This window comes from Pseudomonas sp. TH49, assembly GCF_016650625.1.
In the GTDB taxonomy this organism is placed as follows: domain Bacteria; phylum Pseudomonadota; class Gammaproteobacteria; order Pseudomonadales; family Pseudomonadaceae; genus Aquipseudomonas; species Aquipseudomonas fluorescens_H.
The window spans coordinates 1,239,677-1,260,379 of sequence record NZ_JAEKFL010000002.1; the positions used below are offsets into that span (position 1 = coordinate 1,239,677).

Sequence of the window (20,703 nt, forward strand, 5' to 3'; positions counted from 1 at the left end):
ATGGACCTGCAACATTATCTGGCGCGCCGCCCGCCTGATTATCCTGACACCGCCGCCCTCGGCCACTGCCTGCGGGCGTTGGTCGAGGCTGGTCTGGATCGGTTGCCGTTACCGGGCAGCGGCCGCACGCTGGAGCGCTTTCAGCATTTGGCCGAAGTTGGTGGGCACGATCTGGGCCTGTGCAAGCTCTACGAAGGCCACACCGACGCATTGGCGATCATCGAACAGCTCGGTGGTTCGCCAACTCCGGGCAGCACCTGGGGCATGTGGGCGGCTGAACCGCCGCAGGCGCGGGTGCAGGTGCGACCGGCCGGGCACATGGTGCGCCTCGACGGACGCAAGGCCTGGTGTTCTGGCGCGGCGGTGCTCAGCCATGCATTGCTCACCGCGTGGGACGCCGAGGATCGTCAGCAATTGGTCGCCGTGGCGCTTGATCAACCGGGCGTGACCATCACCGATCAGGGCTGGCAAGCGGTCGGCATGGGCGCCACCGGCAGCGTCGAAGTGCTGTTCGACGCTGCCGAAGCCCAAGCCATCGGCAATCCCGGTGACTACCTGAATCGTCCGGGCTTCTGGCAAGGCGGGATCGGCATCGCTGCGTGCTGGTATGGCGCGGCGCGGCAGATCGCCGAAGCACTGCGGCAACACTGCGCGCAACGCCAGGAGCCGCACGCCCTCGCCCATCTCGGGGCGGTCGATGCGGCGCTGTACGCGGCGGCGAATGTACTGCGTTTCAGTGCCCTGCACATTGATGCGCATCCCGAGGCCGATGCCGCACTGTTGGCGCGGCGTGCCCGCGCCGTAGTCGAGCAATCCGCTGAGCAAGCGATGCGCGACGTCGGGCGTGCGCTGGGTGCCGGGCCGTTCTGCAAGGATCGGCACTTCGCCCGGCTGATCGCTGATCTGCCGGTGTTCCTGCGCCAGAGCCATGCCGAGCGTGACCTCGCCGCGCTCGGCCAGTCGCTGGCCGAACACCCCGAGGAGGCCTGGACGCTATGAATGCCGCGAACAAACCCGATCCGATCATCGGCCACCAAGGTACTTCCCTGCTGCAATGGCAACACTCCCGGCACCTGGCGGCGCTGGACAGCGTCGATGTCCTCAGTCTGGTGCCACCGGGCGCGCGGGCGGTGGTCGTCGCCCCGCACCCGGACGACGAAGTGCTCGGCTGCGGCGGGATGCTGCAGTTGCTGGCCGCCGCCGGGCGTCAGTTGCAACTGATCTCGGTCACGGATGGCAGCGCCAGTCATCCCGGTTCCGAGCGCTGGCCGGTGGAACGCCTGAGCGTGGTGCGGCCGCAGGAATCGGCCGAAGCCCTGCGCCGCCTCGGCGTGCCACTGCACCGCATGAAATGGCTGCGCGGCGGTTTCACCGATAGCCAGGTCGCCGCTGATGAGTCGTCGCTGGTCGCGTTCATCGAACGCCACTTGCGCCCCGGCGACGTGGTGTTCAGCACCTGGTGCGAGGACGGCCACTGCGATCACGAAGCCGCCGGTCGTGCCAGTATCGAAGCCGCACGACGGGTCGGCGCCACCTGCCACGAATTGCCGGTATGGACCTGGCACTGGGCTTCCCCCGAAGACGCCTCGGTGCCGTGGCAGCGCGCGCGCAAGATTCTGTTGTCCGCCGAGCAAGTGGCGCGCAAACGCCACGCGGTGCATGCGTTCGCCAGTCAGTTGGAAGGCGACCCGCAAGCCGGGCTGCAACCGGTGTTGGCGCCGTACGTGCTGGATCGTCTGCTGCAACCGTTTGAAGTGGTGTTCCTATGAGCGTCGATGATCGTTACTTCGAAGGTCTGTTCAGCGCCAACGATGATCCCTGGGCGTTCCGCGAGCGCTGGTACGAACAGCGCAAACGCGCGATCACCCTCGCGGCCCTGCCCCGCGCACATTATCGGGCGATCTTCGAACCCGGTTGCGCCAATGGCGAACTCAGCGCCGAACTCGCTGGGCGCTGTGACCGTCTGCTGTGTTGCGACACCGCCAGTGCGGCGGTGAATCTGGCGCGTACCCGATTGAGCCTTTTTGACCACGCCGAGGTGCGCCAAAGTCGCCTGCCCGGCGACTGGCCGGAAGAAAAATTCGACCTGATTGTATTTAGCGAAATCGGCTACTACCTCGATGCCCAGGATCTGACAGAAGTGATCCGGCGCATCAATGAATCCCTGACGGCTGACGGGCAATTGCTGGCCTGCCACTGGCGCCCGCCCATCGACGGCTGCCCGCTGAATGCCCGTCAGGTGCATGACCTGATTCACGAGCAACTGCCGCTGCCGCGTCTGGCGCTGCATCAGGAAGCGGACTTCATCCTTGAAGTCTGGAGTCGCGAGCCGCGCTCGGTGGCCGCACTGGAGGGCCTGCGATGATCGGTATTCTGATTCCGGCGCATAACGAGGAAGACCTGCTCGAGCAATGCCTGAGCGCAGCGCTGCGCGCCAGCAAACACGGGCTGCTGGCCGGCGAACCGGTCGAAGTACTGGTGGTGCTCGACAGCTGCACCGATCGCTCGGCGCAGATCGTCAACCGCTTTCCGGTGCTGAGCCTGCACATCGACGCACGCAATGTCGGCCAGGCCCGGGCCGCCGGCGCGCAGATCCTGCTGGAACGCGGCGCGCGCTGGATCTCCTGCTCCGACGCCGACAGCCGGGTGGCCGATGACTGGCTGGTGGCGCAGCTCGGGCTGGGTGCCGACGCGGTGTGCGGTACGGTGACCGTCGAACACTGGGATCAGTCGTTCGACGAAGCCGCGCAAATCCGCTATCACAGTCACTATCAGGCCCGTGACGGGCACCGGCACATCCACGGCGCCAACCTCGGGGTCAGTGCCGACGCCTATCGCTGGGCGGGCGGCTTCCCGCCGCTGGCCTGCGACGAGGACGTGCAACTGGTGCGGCGACTGGAGCGGTGCGGTGCCGACATCGCCTGGAGCCATCGCCCGCAAGTGCGCACCAGCGCCCGTCTGGACAGTCGCGCACGGGGTGGATTTGGTGACTATCTGCGAAATCTGGCACAGCTTGGCCAAAAAAAAGCGGATCAGATTGATCTGTGACGCGACGAATCGGCTGGCATGAGCAATACTCTGCTGCGCGGCAATCCAGGGTTCGGAGCGTCGCACGGCAATCCATCCGCCTTCACGGGTCGAGCGCGCCTGCTTTTCCACGGTGCAGATACGACTGAGGGCCAGAGACGACAAGGACGTAACACCCATGAAACCGTTATTCCTCAGCGAAAACCCGCTGCCGGCGCAGATATGGAACAGTGCCCCGCAGCTCGACAACATTCCCGTCATCAATACCCACAGTCTGGTACCCCCCGGGGCCCGAGCCGTCGTCGTCGCCCCGCATCCGGGTGATGAAGTGGTGACCTGTGGCGGGCTCCTGCAACTGCTCGCCAGCCTCGGCCATCCGCTGCAACTGCTGTCGATCACCGACGGCAGCGCCAGTCATCCCGGCTCGCGGCAATGGTCGGAAAAACGCCTGAGCGTATTCCGCCCCCAGGAAAGCGTCGAGGCCCTGCGCCGTCTCGGCTTGCCGATGCACAGCCTGAAATGGGTGCGCGGCGGGTTTACCGATAACGCCCTGCTCGACCGCGAGGCCGACCTCACCGACTTCATCGCCCGCTACCTGCGTCCCGGCGATGTGGTGTTCAGCACCTGGCGCGACGATCGCACTGACGACCACGAAGCGGTTGGCCGCGCCAGTGCCAAAGCGGCAGCGCAAGTCGGCGCGACCTTCCATGACGTGCCAGTCTGGGCCTGGCACTGGCCGGAACGCGATCAGAACCTGATCCCCTGGGAACGCGCTCGCAAACTGCGACTCGACACCTGGACTGTGGCGCGCAAAAGCCACGCCACCCACGCCTACGCCAGCCAGCTCAAAGGCGAACCGGCGATCGGCATCGCGCCGCTGCTGCCACGCGTAATCCTCGAGCGGATGCGCTTGCCCTACGAAATTGTCCTCATCTGAAGAAATACATTCCCCCCTGTGGGAGCGGGCTTGCTCGCGAAAAGGTCGTGTCAGGCACTTAATGTGTTGGCTGACACACCGCATTCGCGAGCAAGCCCGCTCCCACATCGATATGCGCTGAGCCAATGGCTACGGCAACACCCGGTTAACACTGTGGGAAAGGGCTTGCTCGCGAAGAGGCCATGTCAGGCACTTAAGGTGTTGGCTGCCACACCGCATTCGCGAGCAAGCCCGCTCCCACATTGGCATGCGCTGAGGCAATAGTTATGGCAACACCCGGTTAAAACTGTGGGAAAGGGCTTGCTCGCGAAGAGGCCGTGTCAGGCACTTAAGGTGTCGGCTGACACACCGCATTCGCGAGCAAGCCCGCTCCCACATCGATATGCGCTGAGCCAATGGCTACGGCAACACCCGGTTAAAACTGTGGGAGCGGGCTTGCTCGCGAAGAGGCCGGTACGGCTGGCAACCATCTCATTCAAGCCCTGCAGACACTGCCGGCGACACGCACAGAAGGCGCCGAGGGGATGCCGGGAAGCGTCTTTTTATCCGTCGGGCTGTGCCTTACCACTCGTCAGAAAACAGCGCCTACCTGTAATTTCTGACAGTAGCCAGAGCCATCATCTTCAGCGCTGAATAACTCCACGCCCTTTGTCTCCCGACAGTTCGCACGGAGTTCCGACCATGCTCGTTCAGCCCAAGAAAAAAATCTCTGCCCCCCATTCACTGCTGGACCCGTGGGTCCCCGGGCGCCTCCTGCCTTCCGGCCAGTGGGGGATCAACCGCGCGGCGGTATTCGCCTTTCCTGACCTCGGCATGCTTGTCTTGATCCCCCCCTGGGCCCGCAAGGATATCGGCGACACCGTCAAGCTGCTGCTCGATGGCCGTGAGGTCGACGGGCGTCCCATCATCAATAAGAGCGAACTCGACCAGCCCACAGTCTTGTCGGTGGCACCCCGTCATCTGCAGACCGGTTCTTACGAGCTCACCTACGAAATCAAACAGCCCAATCAAAAAGAAGAGCGTCCGGACAAGCCCCTCGACCTCTTCGTCAAACTGGAGCTCCCCGGTGGCCAGGACATCGACCCGGGCCCCGGTCACTCCAACCTGTACATGTACATTCCCCCGGAAATCGTCAACGGCGGTGTGGACAAAGACGTTGCCGAAGAGGGAGTGCCGATTGTCATCAGGTCCGAGTCCGGCAGCGGCCTGCCTTACCCTGACATCGCAGTGGACGACGTCATCCGTCTCTACTGGGGTGGCACCCTTGTGGAGTCCACACCGGTGACCCAGGCGCAGATCGACGATCCGGTGGCCAACCCGATTCTGATCTGGATCACCAAAGCCATCATTGAGCGCGTCGGTGACACCGACGACTCTGGTCTGGCGGTCACCTTCAAGGTGCGCGACAAGGTCGACAATGAATCGGAAGACTGGTGCAAGGAAACCCGCATCGTCGTCACTGTCGGCATCGACCGGCTGGACGCGCCTATCGTTCAGGAGGCTTTCAACAACAAGCTTGACGTCGATAAACAGGGCAACAACGACATTACGGCCGTAGTCACGGCCACCGGACCGCGCTTCGAGCTTAATGACATCATCTACTTGACCATGTTCGGCACCACCGTGGATGGCGAAAAGGTCGACGTCACTGCCCCGACCCAGATCGTCGACAATCTCCCGCATAACTACCATTTCAAGCTGCCCATTGCCGACGTGCGCAAACTGGTCAATACCCAGGTCATGTTCTCTTATCACCTGGTACGCAACGGCAGCAGTCTTCCACTCTCCAAAGGGCAGTTTGTCGATTTCGAAGGCGTAGCCCACCGCCTCGCCGCACCGACGGTCAAGGAGGCCGTGGGAGACTTCATCGACCCTGGCAATAAGGAAATCAACATCCGTATTCCGTTTGATCCGCTCATCGAGATCGACAACGCCATCGAGCTGTTCCTGTTGGGTAAAAGCCCCGACGGCAGCACCCACCTGCCTGATTTGGGCTATTACTTTCCGGATGAAAAGGACCTCGCGAATCCCGACGGTTTTACCATCAACGTGGCTGACGACCCCCTCGAGCCTATCAATGGCGGAAACCTGGAGGTGTGGTACCACCTGCTGAAAGACAAAGGCGCCGAGATCACCAGACAGGAATCCGTGCACGCCAGGGTGCTCAATGTAGGTGAACCGCAATTCGAGCTGAATGCACCGATGGTCAAGGGTGTGGAGAACCATTTCCTGGAGCCGGGCAACCTGCCCGGAGGGACCACTGAAATGACCATCTACAAGCCGCTCGTGAGGCCATGGGTGATAGACGATGAGGCCCAATGGTTCTGGGAGGGCGACGTCTCCGGCGGGGCGACGGGTTCGATCAAGTTCAATGCCCTTACTGTCAGACAGGACTGGCTCATCAGGCTGGATGCCGAGTTCGTGGCCAAGCACATCGAACCGAACCGCGGCAGCAAGATCACCGTCCGCTACCAGCTCTGGCGCCATGCCACAGAAGAGACCAGCCTTTCGAATCCGTTGGTTTTTGTCGTCGGGGAAGTGGTGGAGTGGGTGCCGCCTACTATCGACTCGGTGAAGGGATTACCCAGCGACGTTGAAATCCCGGATGGCGGCTCCACTCCTGATATTTCGCTGGTATTTGCCGGCGAAGGCCACGCCGGGCAGCAAATCGAGCTACTGGACGAGGGCGTCGTGATCTTCACACCGATTGCCGTGGATGCCGCAGGCAAGTGGTCTCATACGCTGACGGCTCAGGCATTGGGTGATCACAAGTATTCGGTGAAAGCTTTGTATGGAGGCGGGTCAGAGTCGGCGGCGTGGGTGGTAACCGTGACGGCTTCCGATGCACCGAGCATTACCTCAGCGAGAAACTCCGTAGGCCAGTTGATTTTGCGTGGCGGTGACACACCAGACAGAACGATTGTCCTGTACGGCAACGCAAGTAACGGCCAGAAAATCGAAATACTGGATAACCTCATACCCGTAGGAGAGGTCTATGCGGACTCGCAAACGGGGGATTGGTCATTCACCTTGATGGGGCTTGACGCGTCAACCCACAACTTCGTCGCCAAGGCTTTGTATGGCAGCGAACAGCCTTCTGCCCCCTACCTCATCGTCATTATAGAAACGCGGGATGTCTGCGAAATCTGGCTGCAACCGAGCACCGGAGGAACAGGCGGGGTTGTTCCAGCAAACGGCAGCATTTTGCAATTTGAGGATTACCGAAGCATGCGGCTGGGTTTTCAGATCATATCCTTCGCTAAAGGAGAGCACGTCGTCACCTTAAGCAGCCCCATGAGCGAAACCCTGAGGTACACCGTAAGAATCGTAAACCCGGGTATCCGCGAATATGGGGTATGGATTTTCACAATCAACGGACCGGGGGTCTACACGGCGAACTTTTACGGTCCCACCGGGCAGCAGCTGACTGCGCCCTACACCGTCACATTCATTTGATGAGTGCTTGCTGTTCAATGCGTGCGAATCCGTGGCGCCGGCGGGGTGAATCTCAATGAGTTTGCAGGCTCGAACTCACATTGGAATGTGGCCCCCTGCAGGCCTTCGCCTGCTCGCGATGGGGCCACAACTGCTGGCGCCTATTCCTTGGGCACCACGTTGTCCAGCGCCTGATTCACCGCCAACTCCCCCAGCATCACTACTTGGGCAATGCCCAGCGCGGTATTGCGGCTCGGCCCCTCCAGCGTCCCGGCGAAGTCACCGAGCATGACGGTGGCCGAGGCCAGGGATTCGCAGGCGTTGGCCAGCAGGGATTCGGTGTCGGTTTGCGGGTTGACCAGGAACATGCTGCTGGGGGTGTATGGCGTCGCCATGATGTGCGCGGGCGCGAGGTAGTGATCGAGGGCGCGTTCGGCGGCTTCGTGGAGTTTTCTGGAGTTGAGTGATTCGTAGGGTGACACCGGGTCTGTGGCCGGCGGATTGGGTGGGGTTTCGGGCATCAGCGGGAACTCCGATCGAGGTACTTTGAAAGGATTACTCACTGCAGGAGCTGCCGAAGGCTGCGATCTTTTGATGTTGGTTTTAAAAGCAAGATCAAAAGATCGCAGCCTTCGGCAGCTCCTACAGGGGGCCGCGTGATTAGTTCGGCACGCGGCGGCCGTCCAGCACTCGGTTGACCATCAGTTCACTGAGCATGATCACCTGATGCAGCATCAGCACGGCCCGGCGGTTGGAGTCGTCGAGTGCGCAGCCGATATCGCGCGCCATGTCGCTGGCGGCCGCTAACGACTCGCAGGCCTCGACCAGCAATGTTTCTTCGTCCACGGTGGGGTCGATGAGGAAGATTCGGCTTGATTTGCCTGACGGTACTGAAGGGATGGAGATCTTCAGTGCGCCGGGGTTGAGGTAGAAGTTGATGGCGCGGTCGGTTGCCGCTTTTATCTTCTGCGGGTCGAGGGCTGGGTCGTATGGGATCGGGTCGACGTCTGGGGGGTTGGGTGTGGCTTTGAACATAAGTGACTCACTGTTTTAAATAAATGAGGAGCCATCACTCTCGCTACCAAACGAAGGGTGGCGGCCATTTGTGGGTTGGTAGACCGGTCAAAACAGTAAACCCGGCGCTCCCGAAGGAGCCCCACGCATGGCCACCATAAAAGCAGAGCCCCAATAACGGACCTGTAATGTGGCGCACGACTGTAATGAAACGGGCTACCAAACCCGATCACTGATTTGCAGTGACTGGGAAACGATATAGCCCGGCCCATAGCCGTGTAAGCCGGCGGATTCTGGCGTACGCGTAGGTAACGGCGCAAGGCGTTGTAGCCGTTATGGCGTAACGGTTCGTGTACTTTAAACGTCCTTGCGGGGTTACGTTTATGTCCGAGGTTTTGCTCGGTTGTTTTGCTGTTGTCTGGTCGAACGCCTTCGCGAGCAAGCCCGCTCCCACAGGGGATTTTTGTCAGGGCATATAACCCATGACCAACGCAGAGCCAATGGCTCATGGCAACACCCACTCCCACAGGTTTCCTGGCGGCTCCAATTTGTGTTCAGGCCTGAGGCATCTGGAAGGAACTGCCACCCCACTGCATCAGTCGCATGAGAAGGAAGCCGTTTTTTCAGAGGAGTGAACGTGTCCAGCGATCCCAAGCGTCACGCCGTCGACGCCCCCGTCATCCATCGCTTGCGTGTGCTGACGGTCAATACTCACAAGGGTTTTACCGCCCTCAACCGGCGTTTCATCCTGCCGGAACTGCGTGAAGCGGTGCGCAGCACCTCGGCCGATCTGGTGTTTCTCCAGGAAGTGGTGGGCGAACACGAGCGGCATTCCAATCGCTACAACGAATGGCCGCAAACTTCGCAATACGAATTTCTCGCCGACAGCATGTGGAGCGATTTCGCCTACGGGCGCAACGCGGTGTACCCCGACGGCCATCACGGCAATGCGCTGCTGTCGAAATACCCGATCCGCGAATACCGTAACCTCGACGTGTCGATCACCGGCCCCGAGCGCAGAGGCCTGCTGCACTGCGTGCTGGACGTACCGGGGCACGCCGAAGTCCACGCGATCTGCGTGCACCTGAGTCTGCTGGAAAGTCATCGCCAATTGCAGTTGCAGCTGCTTTGCCAGTTGCTCGAATCATTGCCCGACGATGCGCCGGTGATCATCGCCGGCGACTTCAACGACTGGCAGTTGCAGGGCAACGTAGCTCTGGCCCGCCGCGATTACCTGCACGAAGCGTTCGAACGCCACCACGGCCGCCCGGCCAAGACCTACCCCGCGCGTTTTCCACTGCTGCGCCTGGACCGCATCTACCTGCGCAATGCCAGCAGTCACGACCCGCAGATCCTCGGCAACAAGCCGTGGACGCACTTGTCGGACCATTTGCCGCTGGCGGTGGAAGTGCACCTGTAATCCTGCTGCGGCAGCGATCCCCGGATCACCGAAAACACCTGTGGGAGCAGGCTTGCCCGCGATGACGGCGGATCAGGCAACAGAGATGTTGAATGTTCCGACCTCTTCGCGAGCAAGCTCACTCCCACAGGGTTAGCGGTGGCTGGACTAGCCCTCCGGCTTCAGAATCAACACCGCCAACGGTGGCAGATTCAACTCCAGCGACAGCGACTGGCCATGGCTCGCCACCTCTTCGGTAAACGCCCCGCCACCATTGCCATAGTTGGACCCGGCGTAGGTGTCAGCATCGCTGTTGAGCAGTTCGTTCCAGCGTCCGGCGAACGGTACGCCGACCCGGTACGACTGACGCGGCACCGGGGTGAAGTTGGCCACCACCAGCACCGGTTTGCCGTCCTTGCTCCAGCGCAGCCAAGCGTACACGCTGTTGATCGCATCATCGCCGATCAGCCACTGGAAGCCCTGCGGCGCATCGTCCTGATCGTGCAGCGCCGGTTCCTCGCGGTACAGGCGATTGAGATCGCCGACCAGTTTCTGCACGCCTTTGTGTTCCGAGTATTGCAGCAGGTACCAGTCCAGTTGCTGATCGTGATTCCACTCACGCCACTGGCCGAATTCGCAGCCCATGAACAACAGCTTCTTGCCCGGATGGGTCCACATGAAGCTCAGGTAGGCGCGCAGGTTGGCAAATTTCTGCCAACGGTCGCCGGGCATCTTGTCGATCAGCGAATGTTTGCCGTGCACCACTTCGTCGTGGGAAATCGGCAGGATGAAACGCTCGGACCAGGCGTAAACCAGGCCAAAACTCAATTCGTTGTGATGGTGCGCGCGGTACACCGGGTCTTGCTGGATGTAGTGCAGCGAATCGTGCATCCAGCCCATGTTCCATTTATAGGCGAAACCGAGGCCACCCTGCTGGGTGCTCTGGCTGACGCCAGGCCATGCGGTGGATTCCTCGGCGATCACCAGCGCCCCCGGGGCTTCCAACTCGACCACGTCGTTCAAGTGGCGGAGAAAATCGATCGCCTCCAGATTCTCGCGCCCGCCATGGCGGTTCGGCACCCATTCGCCAGCCTTGCGCGAATAGTCGCGATAGAGCATCGAGGCCACCGCATCCACACGCAGGCCGTCGATGTGGAAATGCTTCAACCAGTGCAGCGCCGACGCCAGCATGTAGCCGTGGACCTCGGTGCGCCCCAGGTTGTAGATCAGCGTGTCCCAGTCCTGATGGAAGCCTTCCAGCGGGTTGCCATATTCATACAACGCCGTGCCGTCGAACTGCGCCAGGCCATGGGTATCGGTAGGAAAATGCGCTGGCACCCAGTCGAGAATCACGCCGATATCGGCGCGGTGGCAGGCGTCGACGAACTCACCGAACTGCTCCGGCGTGCCGTATCGGGCGCTCGGGGCGAATTGCGAGAGCAATTGATAACCCCATGAGCCGCCAAACGGGTGCTCCATGATCGGCATCAATTCGATGTGGGTGAAACCCAGTTCCTTGACGTAAGGAATCAGCCGCTCGGCCAGTTCCGGCCAAGTGTACTGGCGGGCGACTTCGCCCAGATCGTCCAGCTCGCATTGCCACGATCCGGCATGCAATTCGTAGATCGACAGCGGCGCGGAATGCTTCTGCCGCTCGCGGCGGCCGTTCATCCAGTCCTGATCCTGCCAATTGATCTGCAACGGTGCGGCGACTTTCGAGGCGGTGTCCGGCGGCAGGCTGGTGGCCAGGGCCATCGGGTCGGCCTTCAACGGCAGGATGCCGTGGGCGCCAAGGATCTCGTACTTGTACAACTCCCCCGCCTGCAGGCGCGGAATGAACAACTCCCAGACCCCGGATGGATGGCGCAGGCGCATCGGATGGCGGCGACCGTCCCACACGTTGAAGTCACCGACCACCGACACCCGCCGGGCATTCGGCGCCCACACCGCAAAACGCACGCCGTCGACGCCATCGACCGTAGTCAATTGCGCGCCGAGGCAGCTGCTCAGATCACGGTGATTACCTTCAGCAAACAGATACAAATCCATTTCGCCGAGCAACTGACCGAAGCTGTAGGGATCTTCCGCCACCTGTTCGCCGCCGGCCCAGCGGGTGCGCAGCAGATACGGCCGCGCCTGCGCGAAGTGGCCGACAAACAGCCCCGGGGTTTCGGTGGCGCTCAGTTCGCCGCGTTCTTCGCCGCTGTCCTTGTCCAGCACTTCTACTTTCAATGCACCCGGCAGATAAGCGCGGATGAATTGCCCGCCGGCACCATCGCCGTGCGGACCGAGAATGGAAAACGGGTCGTGATGTTCGGCGCGCACCAGCGCGTCGATGTCCTGCGCCGCCGGCAGTAACGCTTCTTTAGCGTGACCCTGTTCCTTGTTCGAGAAACTCATGACTACTCTCCACCAAGATCGGAAAAGGGTTTAAGCCCTGTCAATAACCCATACAAACCGTGCAACGGCACGGGCAGCCACGTGGGGCGATTTTCGGCTTCATAGGCCACTTCATAGGCCGCCTTCTCCAGGCCGAACAGCGCAAGCGCAGCGTCGGCACCTGCAGGATCCTGCCAGGCATGATCAAGACTAGCTGCCGCTTGGCGATATGCCTGAACAAATGCCTCGCGCGCCTCACGCAGATAGCGCTCGGCAACCCGATGCCGGGCCGCTTCGGACTCTGGACTGTGATCGACGTTGTGCACGTTGATGGTCATCGCCGCTGCGTAATCGAAGGAACGCAGCACGCCGCTGACGTCTTTGTACGGACTGTGTTTGCCGCGCCGCTCGTGCAGCGGCCGCGCCGGTTCACCCTCGAAGTCGATCAGGTAGGCATCGCCCTTGATCACCAGCACCTGACCCAGGTGCAAGTCGCCGTGGACACGGATACGCAAGCCGCCCACGGCTTTTTGCGCGAGTTCCTGCACATGGCCGAGGATGACCTTTTTGTTGTCCAAGAGCCGAGCGACCATTTTCTGATCCGCCGCACTCAGATGACTCTGGTGCTGTTTGAGCAGCTTCAAGGCATGCTCGACCTGCGCCGCAACGTCCTTGCCGGCGGCTTGAGCATCCTTGGCACTGGTGGTTTGCGGGGCGAAGTCGGGGTTGTCGGTTGGCGCCGCCAGCACTTGGTGCATTTCACCCAGACGCTGGCCGAGCATGCCGGCAAAGTCCTTCAGTTCGCCGAGGGCGTTGTAGTGCTGCTCCTGCTCGGACATCGAGTCGGCCAGCTCATCACGCAGCGCTCGTTCAAGGTTGTTCTGCGTCCATTCCCAGGCATCGCCCTGATTGCTCAGATAGCCTTGGGCGATCATCAGCAGATTGTCTTCGCCAGCGCCATCGCGACGGATCACCGAGCCGAGCAGCGGCGAGATGTTCTCGAAGCCGGCCTCGGTCAGGTACGCACTCATTTCCAGTTCCGGGTGCACACCTGAGGCGACCTTGCGGATCAGCTTCAGCACCAGGCTGTTGCCGATCACCACCGAACTGTTCGACTGCTCGGCCGACAGATAGCGCACTTCCGACTCGGCGCCGAGGCCGAGTTTTTCCAGCTTCGCGGTCGGCGCAAAACGAATCTCGCCCTGTTCGGAGTGGAGCACGGTGGCGCTCTGCATGCCTTGCAACACCGCGTGCACAAACGTTTCGAGGCTGAACGCATCGGTAATCAGACCGACCTGACGCCCGCGACGCACACGGGACAATGCCAGTTGCTGCGGCAACGCCGGCCCGACCTGATCTTCGGCGATGAAACCGAATGGCAGTTGATAGCGGCTGGTCTGCCCGGCGCTGGTGACTTCGATCTCGCTGAGCAGCACCGGGTGCTGCGCATCGCCGAAGCGCACGCCGTAGGCCAGATTGACCTGCTCGATGGCTGCGTCCTTGCCAGCAAACCAGCGGCGGTTCTGCAGCCAGCTCGGCAGAATGCCCTGCTCCAGCGTGTTGCGGGTCGGCGCTTCGAGCAATTCTTCCATGCGCTTTTTCAGCACCAGCGTGGTGAAGTCCGGCAGGCTCTGCGCCGGTTCCACGTGCCAGCTCGGCATCTGGTTTTCCGCAGCCAGGGCGAACCAGTAGAAACCGTAAGGCGCCAGGGTCAGGAGGAAATTCAACTGGCCGATCGGCGGGAACGCGTTACCGCCGAGCATCTCCACCGGGACCATGCCGACGTAGGCCGACAGATCGAGTTCCGCCGCCTGCGCGCTGCGCGAGACGTTGGCCACGCAGAGGATGATTTCGTGCTTGCCGTCGGCGTCGGTGAATTCCCGGGTGTAGGCCAAAATCCGTCGGTTGCTCGGCGAGAGCATTTTCAGCGTGCCGCGCCCGAAGGCCTTGGACTGCTTGCGCACGGCGAGCATGCGCCGGGTCCAGTTGAGCAGCGAATGCGGGTCGCCGGCCTGGGTTTCGACGTTGACCGACAGATAACCGTATTGCGGGTCCATGATCGGCGGCAACACCAGACTGGCCGGATCGGCGCGGGAGAAACCGCCGTTGCGGTCGATCGACCATTGCATCGGCGTGCGCACGCCGTCGCGGTCACCGAGGTAGATGTTATCGCCCATGCCGATTTCGTCGCCGTAATACAGGGTCGGCGTGCCGGGCATCGACAGCAGCAGGCTGTTGAGCAGTTCAACGCGGCGGCGGTCACGCTCCATCAACGGCGCCAGACGCCGGCGAATACCGAGGTTGATCCGCGCGCGACGGTCAGCGGCGTAGTAATTCCACAGGTAGTCGCGCTCCTTGTCGGTGACCATCTCCAGCGTCAGCTCATCGTGGTTACGCAGGAAGATCGCCCACTGACAGTTGGCCGGAATCTCCGGAGTCTGACGAAGAATATCGGTGATCGGGAAGCGATCTTCCTGGGCCAGCGCCATGTACATGCGCGGCATCAGCGGGAAGTGAAACGCCATGTGGCATTCGTCACCGTTGACGCCCTCGGCATCGGTGTCGCCGAAGTACAGCTGGGTGTCTTCCGGCCATTGGTTGGCCTCGGCCAGCAGCATGCGGTCGGGGTAATTGGCATCGATCTCGGCACGGATCTGCTTGAGGACGTCGTGGGTCTCCGGCAGGTTTTCGTTGTTGGTGCCGTCGCGTTCGATCAGGTACGGAATCGCGTCGAGGCGCAGGCCGTCGATGCCCATGTCCAACCAGTAGCGCATCACCGACAGCACGGCTTTCATCACTTGCGGGTTGTCGAAATTCAGGTCGGGCTGGTGCGAATAGAAACGGTGCCAGAAGTACTGACCGGCGACCGGATCCCAGGTCCAGTTGGACTTCTCGGTATCGAGGAAGATGATCCGCGTGCCGTCGTATTTCTGGTCGTCATCCGACCAGACGTAGAAGTCGCGCGCCGCCGAACCGGGCTTGGCCTTGCGCGCCCGCTGGAACCACGGGTGCTGATCCGAAGTGTGGTTGATGACCAGCTCGGTGATCACCCGCAAACCCCGCTTGTGCGCCTCGGCGATGAAGCGCTTGGCGTCGGCCATGGTTCCGTAGTCGCTGTGCACGCCGCGGTATTCGGCAATGTCGTAACCGTCGTCGCGACGGGGCGAGGGATAGAACGGCAAGAGCCAGATAGTGTTGACGCCGAGATCGGCGATGTAATCGAGTTTGGCGATCAGGCCGGGAAAGTCACCGATCCCGTCATTGTTGGAGTCGAAAAACGATTTGACGTGAACCTGATAAATCACCGCATCCTTGTACCAGAGCGGGTCTTTGATAAAGGTGGCTGCCTTGGGTTTCTTCGCCATGTGAAACTCCTGTTCAATTCACTGAGACCACACGGATGCCCTGTGATGAGGGACTCTGTGGTGAGGGGATTCATCCCCGATGGGCTGCGAAGCGGCCCTGCTTTTATTCAGTTTTACCCGGTTGTTCTTTGTGGCTGCTGCGCAGCCAGTCGGGGATGAATCCCCTCACCACAAGTTTTTGAGCAAGGTCTTACGCGGCAGTAATCCGCCAAATCCCGAACGGCTGATACGCCGGGTCAATCCGCATGAACTGGTACTTGCCATGCCAGTCCCAGCGATGCCCGTTCATCAAGTCCTCACCGTGGGTCGTCGCGTCATCGGGCAGGCCCATCTCCCACAGCGGCAGTTCGAAACTGGCTTCCTGCACGTTGTGCGGGTCGAGGCTCACCGCCACCAGAATGAAGTTGCTGCCGTCGAAGCTGCGCTTGCCGAAGTACAGAATGTTGTCGTTCCACGCGTTATAGATTTTCAGGCCCAAGTGCGTGTGCAGCGCCGGGTTCTGCCGGCGGATGCGGTTGAGCTGGGCGATTTCGGCAATGATGTTGCCCGGCGCATTGAAGTCGCGGACGCGGATCTCGTACTTCTCCGAATCGAGGTATTCCTCTTTGCCCGGTACCGGCGCCGCTTCACACAGTTCATAACCGGAGTACATGCCCCACAGGCCCGAGCCCATGGTCGCCAGCGCCGCGCGGATGAGAAACCCCGGCCGCCCCGACTCATGCAGGAACGCCGGGTTGATGTCCGGGGTATTGACGAAAAAGTTCGGCCGGTAGCATTCGCGCCACGGCGACTCGTTGAGTTCGGTGAAGTAGGCCGCCAGCTCGGACTTGCTGTTGCGCCAGGTGAAATAGGTGTAGCTCTGGCTGTAACCGACCTTGCCCAGACGCGCCATCATCGCTGGAGTGGTAAATGCCTCGGCGAGGAAGATCACCTCCGGGTGCAGCGCCCGCACATCGGCGATCAGCCATTGCCAGAACGGCAGCGGCTTGGTGTGCGGATTGTCGACGCGGAAGATCTTCACGCCTTCGTTGACCCAGCCAATGACGATATCGCGCAGCTCGACCCACAGACTGGGAATCGCTTCCGGCGCATAGAAGTCGACGTTGACGATGTCCTGATATTTCTTCGGCGGGTTTTCCGCATATTTGATCGTGCCGTCCGGGCGCCAGTTGAACCAGCCCGGATGCTGCTTGAGCCACGGGTGATCCTGGGAACACTGGATGGCGAAGTCGAGGGCGATTTCCAGACCATGCTCAGCGGCAGCGGCGACCAACCGACGGAAGTCTTCGCGGGTACCGAGCTGCGAGTGAATCGCCTCATGGCCACCCTCCTCGCTGCCGATCGCGTACGGGCTACCCGGATCATCCGGGCCTGCCGTCAGTGAATTGTTGCGGCCCTTGCGATGGGCGCGACCGATCGGGTGGATCGGCGTGAAGTACAGCACGTCAAAGCCCATGTCCTGAATCATCGGCAGACGCGCGTGCACATCGTTGAAGGTGCCGTGACGGTTAGGATCGTCGGTGATCGAGCGTGGAAACAGCTCGTACCAACTGGCAAACTCGGCCAGTTCACGTTCGACGTCCATCGGGAATTCGGCACTCAGGCTCAGATACGCGCGGTGATCGGCCTGGGCCATCAATTGCGCACTGCGCGGGTGCAGAAACAGCGCCACCTGCTCGGTTTCGAGCAGGCCGGACAATTCATGATGCAAGGCGGCGAGTTGTTCGCTGAGTTGACCTTCGCTGCGCTCGGCAGCCTGCTGCACCATGCTGCGGCCTTCCTGCAGCTCCAATGAAACCGGGACGGCAGCGTTGTGCTTTTTCTCCAGTTCGTACTGGAAACTGGTGAAGTGATCGATCCAGGCCTCGACGCAAAACACAAAGCGTCCTTGATGCTCAGGGCGAAAGCGCCCTTCCCAACTGTTGTTGCCGAGGTCGTTCATCACCTCGCTCTGCCAGGCCTCTGCGCCCTCCTCGTGCCAGCGGATGCGCACCGCGAGCTTGTCGTGGCCGTCGGCAAACACTTTGCTGGTGACGACGACGTCGCGACCGGCAATCGACTTGACCGCAAACTGGCCACCATCAAGAGTCGGCATGGTGTTCTCGATCACGATGCGCGGCAGCAGCAACGCCTGCGACAGCGGCATATGCGGGTTATAGCTCTGCTCTGAAGGTTTTTCAGCAGACATCGAGCATCTCTCCTTAACGCCCCAAGGACGCTCTTGTGCCGGATCGGTGGTCACAACGAGGCACCGGCCCCGACTTGAACTGACTTAGGTTCCGAGCGACCGGCGCGGGGAAAAGTTCACAGGGATTTGCCTGGACAAAAAAGCGGATCGAATTCATCACACGGTGGTCAATCCACTTAAGCACTTCTCACGCCATGTGCCACACGGAGGTCTACAGATGAACATCCCGATCCCGGCCGAAACGCCTGATCCGAACATCGACAAACCCACGCTGCCCGAGACCGAGCCGCAGCCGATCCCCGAACAGGAACCACCGGGCACCACGCCACCGCCGAAGGAAGAGCCGCCGACGACGATGCCGCCGGTGATCGTCTAAGGACCCGATCGATCGTTCCCATCTATCATGGGAACGATCGGTTAAAGGTGTTGGTTTTTCTCGTCATTCTTCTCGAACAACCTGACCACTCGTGGCATCACGCTGAAAACCCCCAACGCCAACAACGTGCTGAGCAACGCAGTCGCCTCCCTGCCCAGGCCGGCCGCCACCCCGATCGCCGCTGTCATCCACAACCCGGCCGCCGTGGTCAGCCCTCTGACATGGCCTTCATCGCCTGCCTGATTCTTCAGAATCGTCCCGGCACCGAGAAAGCCGATCCCGGCGATCACCCCCTGCAACACACGGCTCATGGCATCGGATTCAGCCCCTGAAGTCTGCGGCACCAGCACAAACAACGCCGCGCCGAGCGCCACCAGCATGTGCGTGCGCACCCCGGCGGCCTTGCCCTTGTGCTCACGTTCAAAACCGAGAATCCCGCCCAGCACCGCTGCCATCAACAGGCGCACGGTGATGCGTGTCAATTGCGAGGCATCGCCGACGTCAGCGAATTCTGCTTGCAGCGTTTCCCACACTTCATCCCACCAAGCGTTCATCGCTCCGTCCTTTTTTATATGTCGTCAGTGGATGGACAGCGGCGACCATTAATCAGTTGCGCAGAACGATCGGCAAAGCGCGCGCCCTAACCTTTCAGACACCCGAGAAAAAAGGACAGCCCCATGCCCGTTCGAATCGATGAATCCAATCCCGAAGCGAAAGTGTGTTTTTTCACCGTCGAAAATGGCGAGGAAATTCGCATTTGCGACACGCTGGAAGTCAAAACAGATAGTGAAAAAGCCATGTCGTTTGTGGAAATTGAAAGTCGGCGCGTTTACATCACCGAAGCGGAAGCTGATGCCTTGACCGTCGCCGGCGCAAAGGATGGTCGCAAGCATCTGAAGGCCGACGAGAGTGATTCGGTGATTTGACTGACCCTGATCAACACCCGGTGCAGACGCCTGCGATAGGCGTTTGCGCCTGCGTCTGCGGGCTGCTTCAAGTTGTCGCAGGGCGTGGGTCAGAAGCCATCTGATACGCTTTTTATTCAAATAGCTGAGCCTGTTATGCAAACAGTTCGGCGCTCATAGTTCATCCGCCTGATGGAGGCTGATGAGCGAACGACCATGAGCGAACAAATCCCCGTCCGAACCGTAGAAGCAAGCCCCACCATAAAAAATGTGCCTGGTCGCCCGATGAAGGCGAAGGCCGGCTCCACCGATAATCACATCCACACCCGCAGTTTCACCGGCCTGTTCCGCACCTTGCGCATGAGCGGCGCGGGATTTCTGTTTTTGCTGTTCTTCGGCACCGTGTGGCTGAACTGGGGCGGTCGTCAGGCCGTGCTGTGGGACTTGGCCGAAAGCAAATTTCACATCTTCGGCGCGACCTTCTGGCCGCAGGATTTCATCCTGCTCTCGGCGCTGCTGATCATTGCCGCGTTCGGCCTGTTCGCCATCACCGTGTTCGCCGGCCGGGTCTGGTGCGGCTACACCTGCCCACAGAGTTCCTGGACATGGATTTTCATGTGGTGTGAGAAAGTCACCGAGGGCGAACGCAACCAGCGGATCAAACTGCAAGCCGCGCCCTGGGGCCTGAACAAACTGGCCCGGCGCGCGGCCAAGCACACCCTGTGGCTGGCGATCAGCGTGCTGACCGGGCTGACCTTCGTCGGCTACTTCACGCCGATTCGTCCATTGGCTGAAGAGCTGTTTACCCTGCAAATCGGCGGGGTCAGCCTGTTCTGGGTGCTGTTCTTCACCGCCGCCACTTACATCAACGCCGGTTGGCTGCGCGAAGCGGTGTGCATGCACATGTGCCCGTATGCGCGGTTCCAGAGCGTGATGTTCGACAAAGACACTTTGGCGATTTCCTACGACGTCGCCCGTGGCGAAAACCGTGGCCCGCGCAAACGCGATGTGAAGCCCGCCGAGGCCGGCCTCGGCGATTGCATCGACTGCCAGTTGTGCGTGCAGGTGTGCCCGACCGGCATCGACATCCGCGATGGCTTGCAGATGGAATGCATCGGCTGCGCGGCATGCATCGACGCCTGTGATTCGATCATGGACAAAATGAACTACCCGCGCGGTTTGATTCGCTACAGTTCCGAGCGTGAATTGCAGGGCGGCAAGACCCATCTGCTGCGGCTACGGCTGATCGGCTACGTCACGGTGCTGCTGGTGATGATCGGCGCTCTGGCGCTGGCCTTGGTCGAACGGCCGATGGTCTCGCTCGACGTGACCAAGGACCGTGGGCTGTTCCGCGAAAACGGTCAGGGCCAGATCGAGAACATCTACACCCTCAAGGTCATCAACAAGACCCAGCAGCGTCAGGACTACAACCTGAGCCTGGTGGATGGCGACGGCTTCCAGTTGCAGGGCAAGACCGAACTGAGCCTGGCGCCGGGTGAGATCGTCGATGTGCCGGTGTCGGTGGCGATGACCACGGAGCGCCCGGCCAGCAGCTCGCAGACCTTGAGCTTCAAGATCGCCGACAGCGACGAGCCCGAGATTTATAGCGTGGCGAAAAGCAGGTTTGTGGCGCCGATGAATCGCTGAGCCTTTAAGATGCTGTCCTCTTTTGACACTG

At 61.0% G+C, this 20,703-nt stretch carries 16 protein-coding genes; 10 read left to right on the plus strand and 6 right to left on the minus strand.

The features are described from left to right. The 6 genes from JFU48_RS23035 to JFU48_RS23060 all read left to right on the plus strand — a co-directional run bounded on the left by JFU48_RS23035 (position 1) and on the right by JFU48_RS23060 (position 7,420). Positions 1-999, plus strand: a complete 999-nt coding sequence (locus JFU48_RS23035) for an acyl-CoA dehydrogenase family protein (protein WP_201137776.1) — start codon at positions 1-3, stop codon at positions 997-999. Beyond that, complete coding sequence (locus JFU48_RS23040) at positions 996-1,769, plus strand: PIG-L deacetylase family protein (RefSeq protein ID WP_201137777.1); 774 nt, start codon at positions 996-998, stop codon at positions 1,767-1,769. The genes JFU48_RS23035 and JFU48_RS23040 overlap by 4 nt, the downstream gene beginning before the upstream one ends. Then, a complete protein-coding gene (locus tag JFU48_RS23045) occupies positions 1,766-2,365 on the plus strand; it encodes an SAM-dependent methyltransferase (protein WP_201137778.1) in 600 nt (199 codons plus the stop codon). Before JFU48_RS23040 ends, JFU48_RS23045 begins: the two co-directional genes overlap by 4 nt. After that, positions 2,362-3,048, plus strand: a complete 687-nt coding sequence (locus JFU48_RS23050) for a glycosyltransferase (protein WP_201137779.1) — start codon at positions 2,362-2,364, stop codon at positions 3,046-3,048. Before JFU48_RS23045 ends, JFU48_RS23050 begins: the two co-directional genes overlap by 4 nt. 157 nt (positions 3,049-3,205) lie before the next feature. Beyond that, positions 3,206-3,964: a PIG-L deacetylase family protein gene (locus JFU48_RS23055; RefSeq protein WP_201137780.1), complete on the plus strand. Its 759-nt coding sequence runs from the start codon at positions 3,206-3,208 to the stop codon at positions 3,962-3,964. A gap of 681 nt (positions 3,965-4,645) precedes the next feature. Further along, positions 4,646-7,420: an Ig-like domain-containing protein gene (locus JFU48_RS23060; protein ID WP_201137781.1), complete on the plus strand. Its 2,775-nt coding sequence runs from the start codon at positions 4,646-4,648 to the stop codon at positions 7,418-7,420. Between the two features lie 140 nt (positions 7,421-7,560). On the opposite strand, the gene JFU48_RS23065 is transcribed toward JFU48_RS23060, so the two are convergent. Further along, on the minus strand, positions 7,561-7,920 hold the full coding sequence (locus JFU48_RS23065) for a DUF6124 family protein (RefSeq protein WP_201137782.1): 360 nt from the start codon (positions 7,918-7,920) through the stop codon (positions 7,561-7,563). Between the two features lie 139 nt (positions 7,921-8,059). Next, on the minus strand, positions 8,060-8,434 hold the full coding sequence (locus JFU48_RS23070; RefSeq protein ID WP_201137783.1) for a DUF6124 family protein: 375 nt from the start codon (positions 8,432-8,434) through the stop codon (positions 8,060-8,062). Positions 8,435-9,050: 616 nt separating this feature from the next. On the opposite strand from JFU48_RS23070, the gene JFU48_RS23075 reads away from it, so the two are divergent. Beyond that, positions 9,051-9,833: an endonuclease/exonuclease/phosphatase family protein gene (locus tag JFU48_RS23075; protein WP_003224531.1), complete on the plus strand. Its 783-nt coding sequence runs from the start codon at positions 9,051-9,053 to the stop codon at positions 9,831-9,833. Between the two features lie 147 nt (positions 9,834-9,980). On the opposite strand, the gene glgB is transcribed toward JFU48_RS23075, so the two are convergent. The 3 genes from glgB to JFU48_RS23090 all read right to left on the minus strand — a co-directional run bounded on the left by glgB (position 9,981) and on the right by JFU48_RS23090 (position 17,744). Continuing rightward, positions 9,981-12,212: a 1,4-alpha-glucan branching protein GlgB gene (glgB, locus tag JFU48_RS23080; RefSeq protein ID WP_201137784.1), complete on the minus strand. Its 2,232-nt coding sequence runs from the start codon at positions 12,210-12,212 to the stop codon at positions 9,981-9,983. Between the two features lie 2 nt (positions 12,213-12,214). Continuing rightward, positions 12,215-15,556, minus strand: coding sequence for a maltose alpha-D-glucosyltransferase (gene treS / locus JFU48_RS23085; RefSeq protein WP_003224524.1), 3,342 nt, complete (start codon positions 15,554-15,556; stop codon positions 12,215-12,217). A gap of 190 nt (positions 15,557-15,746) precedes the next feature. Then, positions 15,747-17,744: an alpha-1,4-glucan--maltose-1-phosphate maltosyltransferase gene (locus tag JFU48_RS23090; protein WP_201137785.1), complete on the minus strand. Its 1,998-nt coding sequence runs from the start codon at positions 17,742-17,744 to the stop codon at positions 15,747-15,749. 217 nt (positions 17,745-17,961) lie between these two features. Here JFU48_RS23090 and JFU48_RS23095 point away from each other — a divergent pair, with 217 nt between their 5' ends. After that, a complete protein-coding gene (locus tag JFU48_RS23095; RefSeq protein ID WP_003224520.1) occupies positions 17,962-18,120 on the plus strand; it encodes a hypothetical protein in 159 nt (52 codons plus the stop codon). 41 nt (positions 18,121-18,161) lie between these two features. Here the strand turns inward: JFU48_RS23095 and JFU48_RS23100 are convergent, their stop codons facing one another. Then, positions 18,162-18,674 carry an MgtC/SapB family protein gene (locus JFU48_RS23100; protein ID WP_201137786.1) on the minus strand — a complete coding sequence of 171 codons (513 nt, stop codon included), beginning with the start codon at positions 18,672-18,674 and terminating at the stop codon, positions 18,162-18,164. 123 nt (positions 18,675-18,797) lie between these two features. Here JFU48_RS23100 and JFU48_RS23105 point away from each other — a divergent pair, with 123 nt between their 5' ends. Next, positions 18,798-19,046: a DUF3203 family protein gene (locus tag JFU48_RS23105; RefSeq protein WP_103484499.1), complete on the plus strand. Its 249-nt coding sequence runs from the start codon at positions 18,798-18,800 to the stop codon at positions 19,044-19,046. 195 nt (positions 19,047-19,241) lie between these two features. Then, a complete protein-coding gene (gene ccoG / locus JFU48_RS23110; protein ID WP_201137787.1) occupies positions 19,242-20,672 on the plus strand; it encodes a cytochrome c oxidase accessory protein CcoG in 1,431 nt (476 codons plus the stop codon). Positions 20,673-20,703 lie beyond the last annotated feature (31 nt).

What these genes read in the sequence shown, in the direction of transcription:
- JFU48_RS23050 (WP_201137779.1), top strand. Translation starts at nt 2,362, where the DNA reads ATGATCGGTATTCTGATTCCGGCGCATAACGAGGAAGACCTGCTCGAG.
- JFU48_RS23065 (WP_201137782.1), bottom strand. Translation starts at nt 7,920, where the DNA reads ATGCCCGAAACCCCACCCAATCCGCCGGCCACAGACCCGGTGTCACCC.
- JFU48_RS23040 (WP_201137777.1), top strand. Translation starts at nt 996, where the DNA reads ATGAATGCCGCGAACAAACCCGATCCGATCATCGGCCACCAAGGTACT.
- JFU48_RS23055 (WP_201137780.1), top strand. Translation starts at nt 3,206, where the DNA reads ATGAAACCGTTATTCCTCAGCGAAAACCCGCTGCCGGCGCAGATATGG.
- JFU48_RS23035 (WP_201137776.1), top strand. Translation starts at nt 1, where the DNA reads ATGGACCTGCAACATTATCTGGCGCGCCGCCCGCCTGATTATCCTGAC.
- glgB (WP_201137784.1), bottom strand. Translation starts at nt 12,212, where the DNA reads ATGAGTTTCTCGAACAAGGAACAGGGTCACGCTAAAGAAGCGTTACTG.
- treS (WP_003224524.1), bottom strand. Translation starts at nt 15,556, where the DNA reads ATGGCGAAGAAACCCAAGGCAGCCACCTTTATCAAAGACCCGCTCTGG.
- JFU48_RS23070 (WP_201137783.1), bottom strand. Translation starts at nt 8,434, where the DNA reads ATGTTCAAAGCCACACCCAACCCCCCAGACGTCGACCCGATCCCATAC.
- JFU48_RS23105 (WP_103484499.1), top strand. Translation starts at nt 18,798, where the DNA reads ATGCCCGTTCGAATCGATGAATCCAATCCCGAAGCGAAAGTGTGTTTT.
- ccoG (WP_201137787.1), top strand. Translation starts at nt 19,242, where the DNA reads ATGAGCGAACAAATCCCCGTCCGAACCGTAGAAGCAAGCCCCACCATA.
- JFU48_RS23100 (WP_201137786.1), bottom strand. Translation starts at nt 18,674, where the DNA reads ATGAACGCTTGGTGGGATGAAGTGTGGGAAACGCTGCAAGCAGAATTC.
- JFU48_RS23090 (WP_201137785.1), bottom strand. Translation starts at nt 17,744, where the DNA reads ATGTCTGCTGAAAAACCTTCAGAGCAGAGCTATAACCCGCATATGCCG.
- JFU48_RS23045 (WP_201137778.1), top strand. Translation starts at nt 1,766, where the DNA reads ATGAGCGTCGATGATCGTTACTTCGAAGGTCTGTTCAGCGCCAACGAT.
- JFU48_RS23095 (WP_003224520.1), top strand. Translation starts at nt 17,962, where the DNA reads ATGAACATCCCGATCCCGGCCGAAACGCCTGATCCGAACATCGACAAA.
- JFU48_RS23060 (WP_201137781.1), top strand. Translation starts at nt 4,646, where the DNA reads ATGCTCGTTCAGCCCAAGAAAAAAATCTCTGCCCCCCATTCACTGCTG.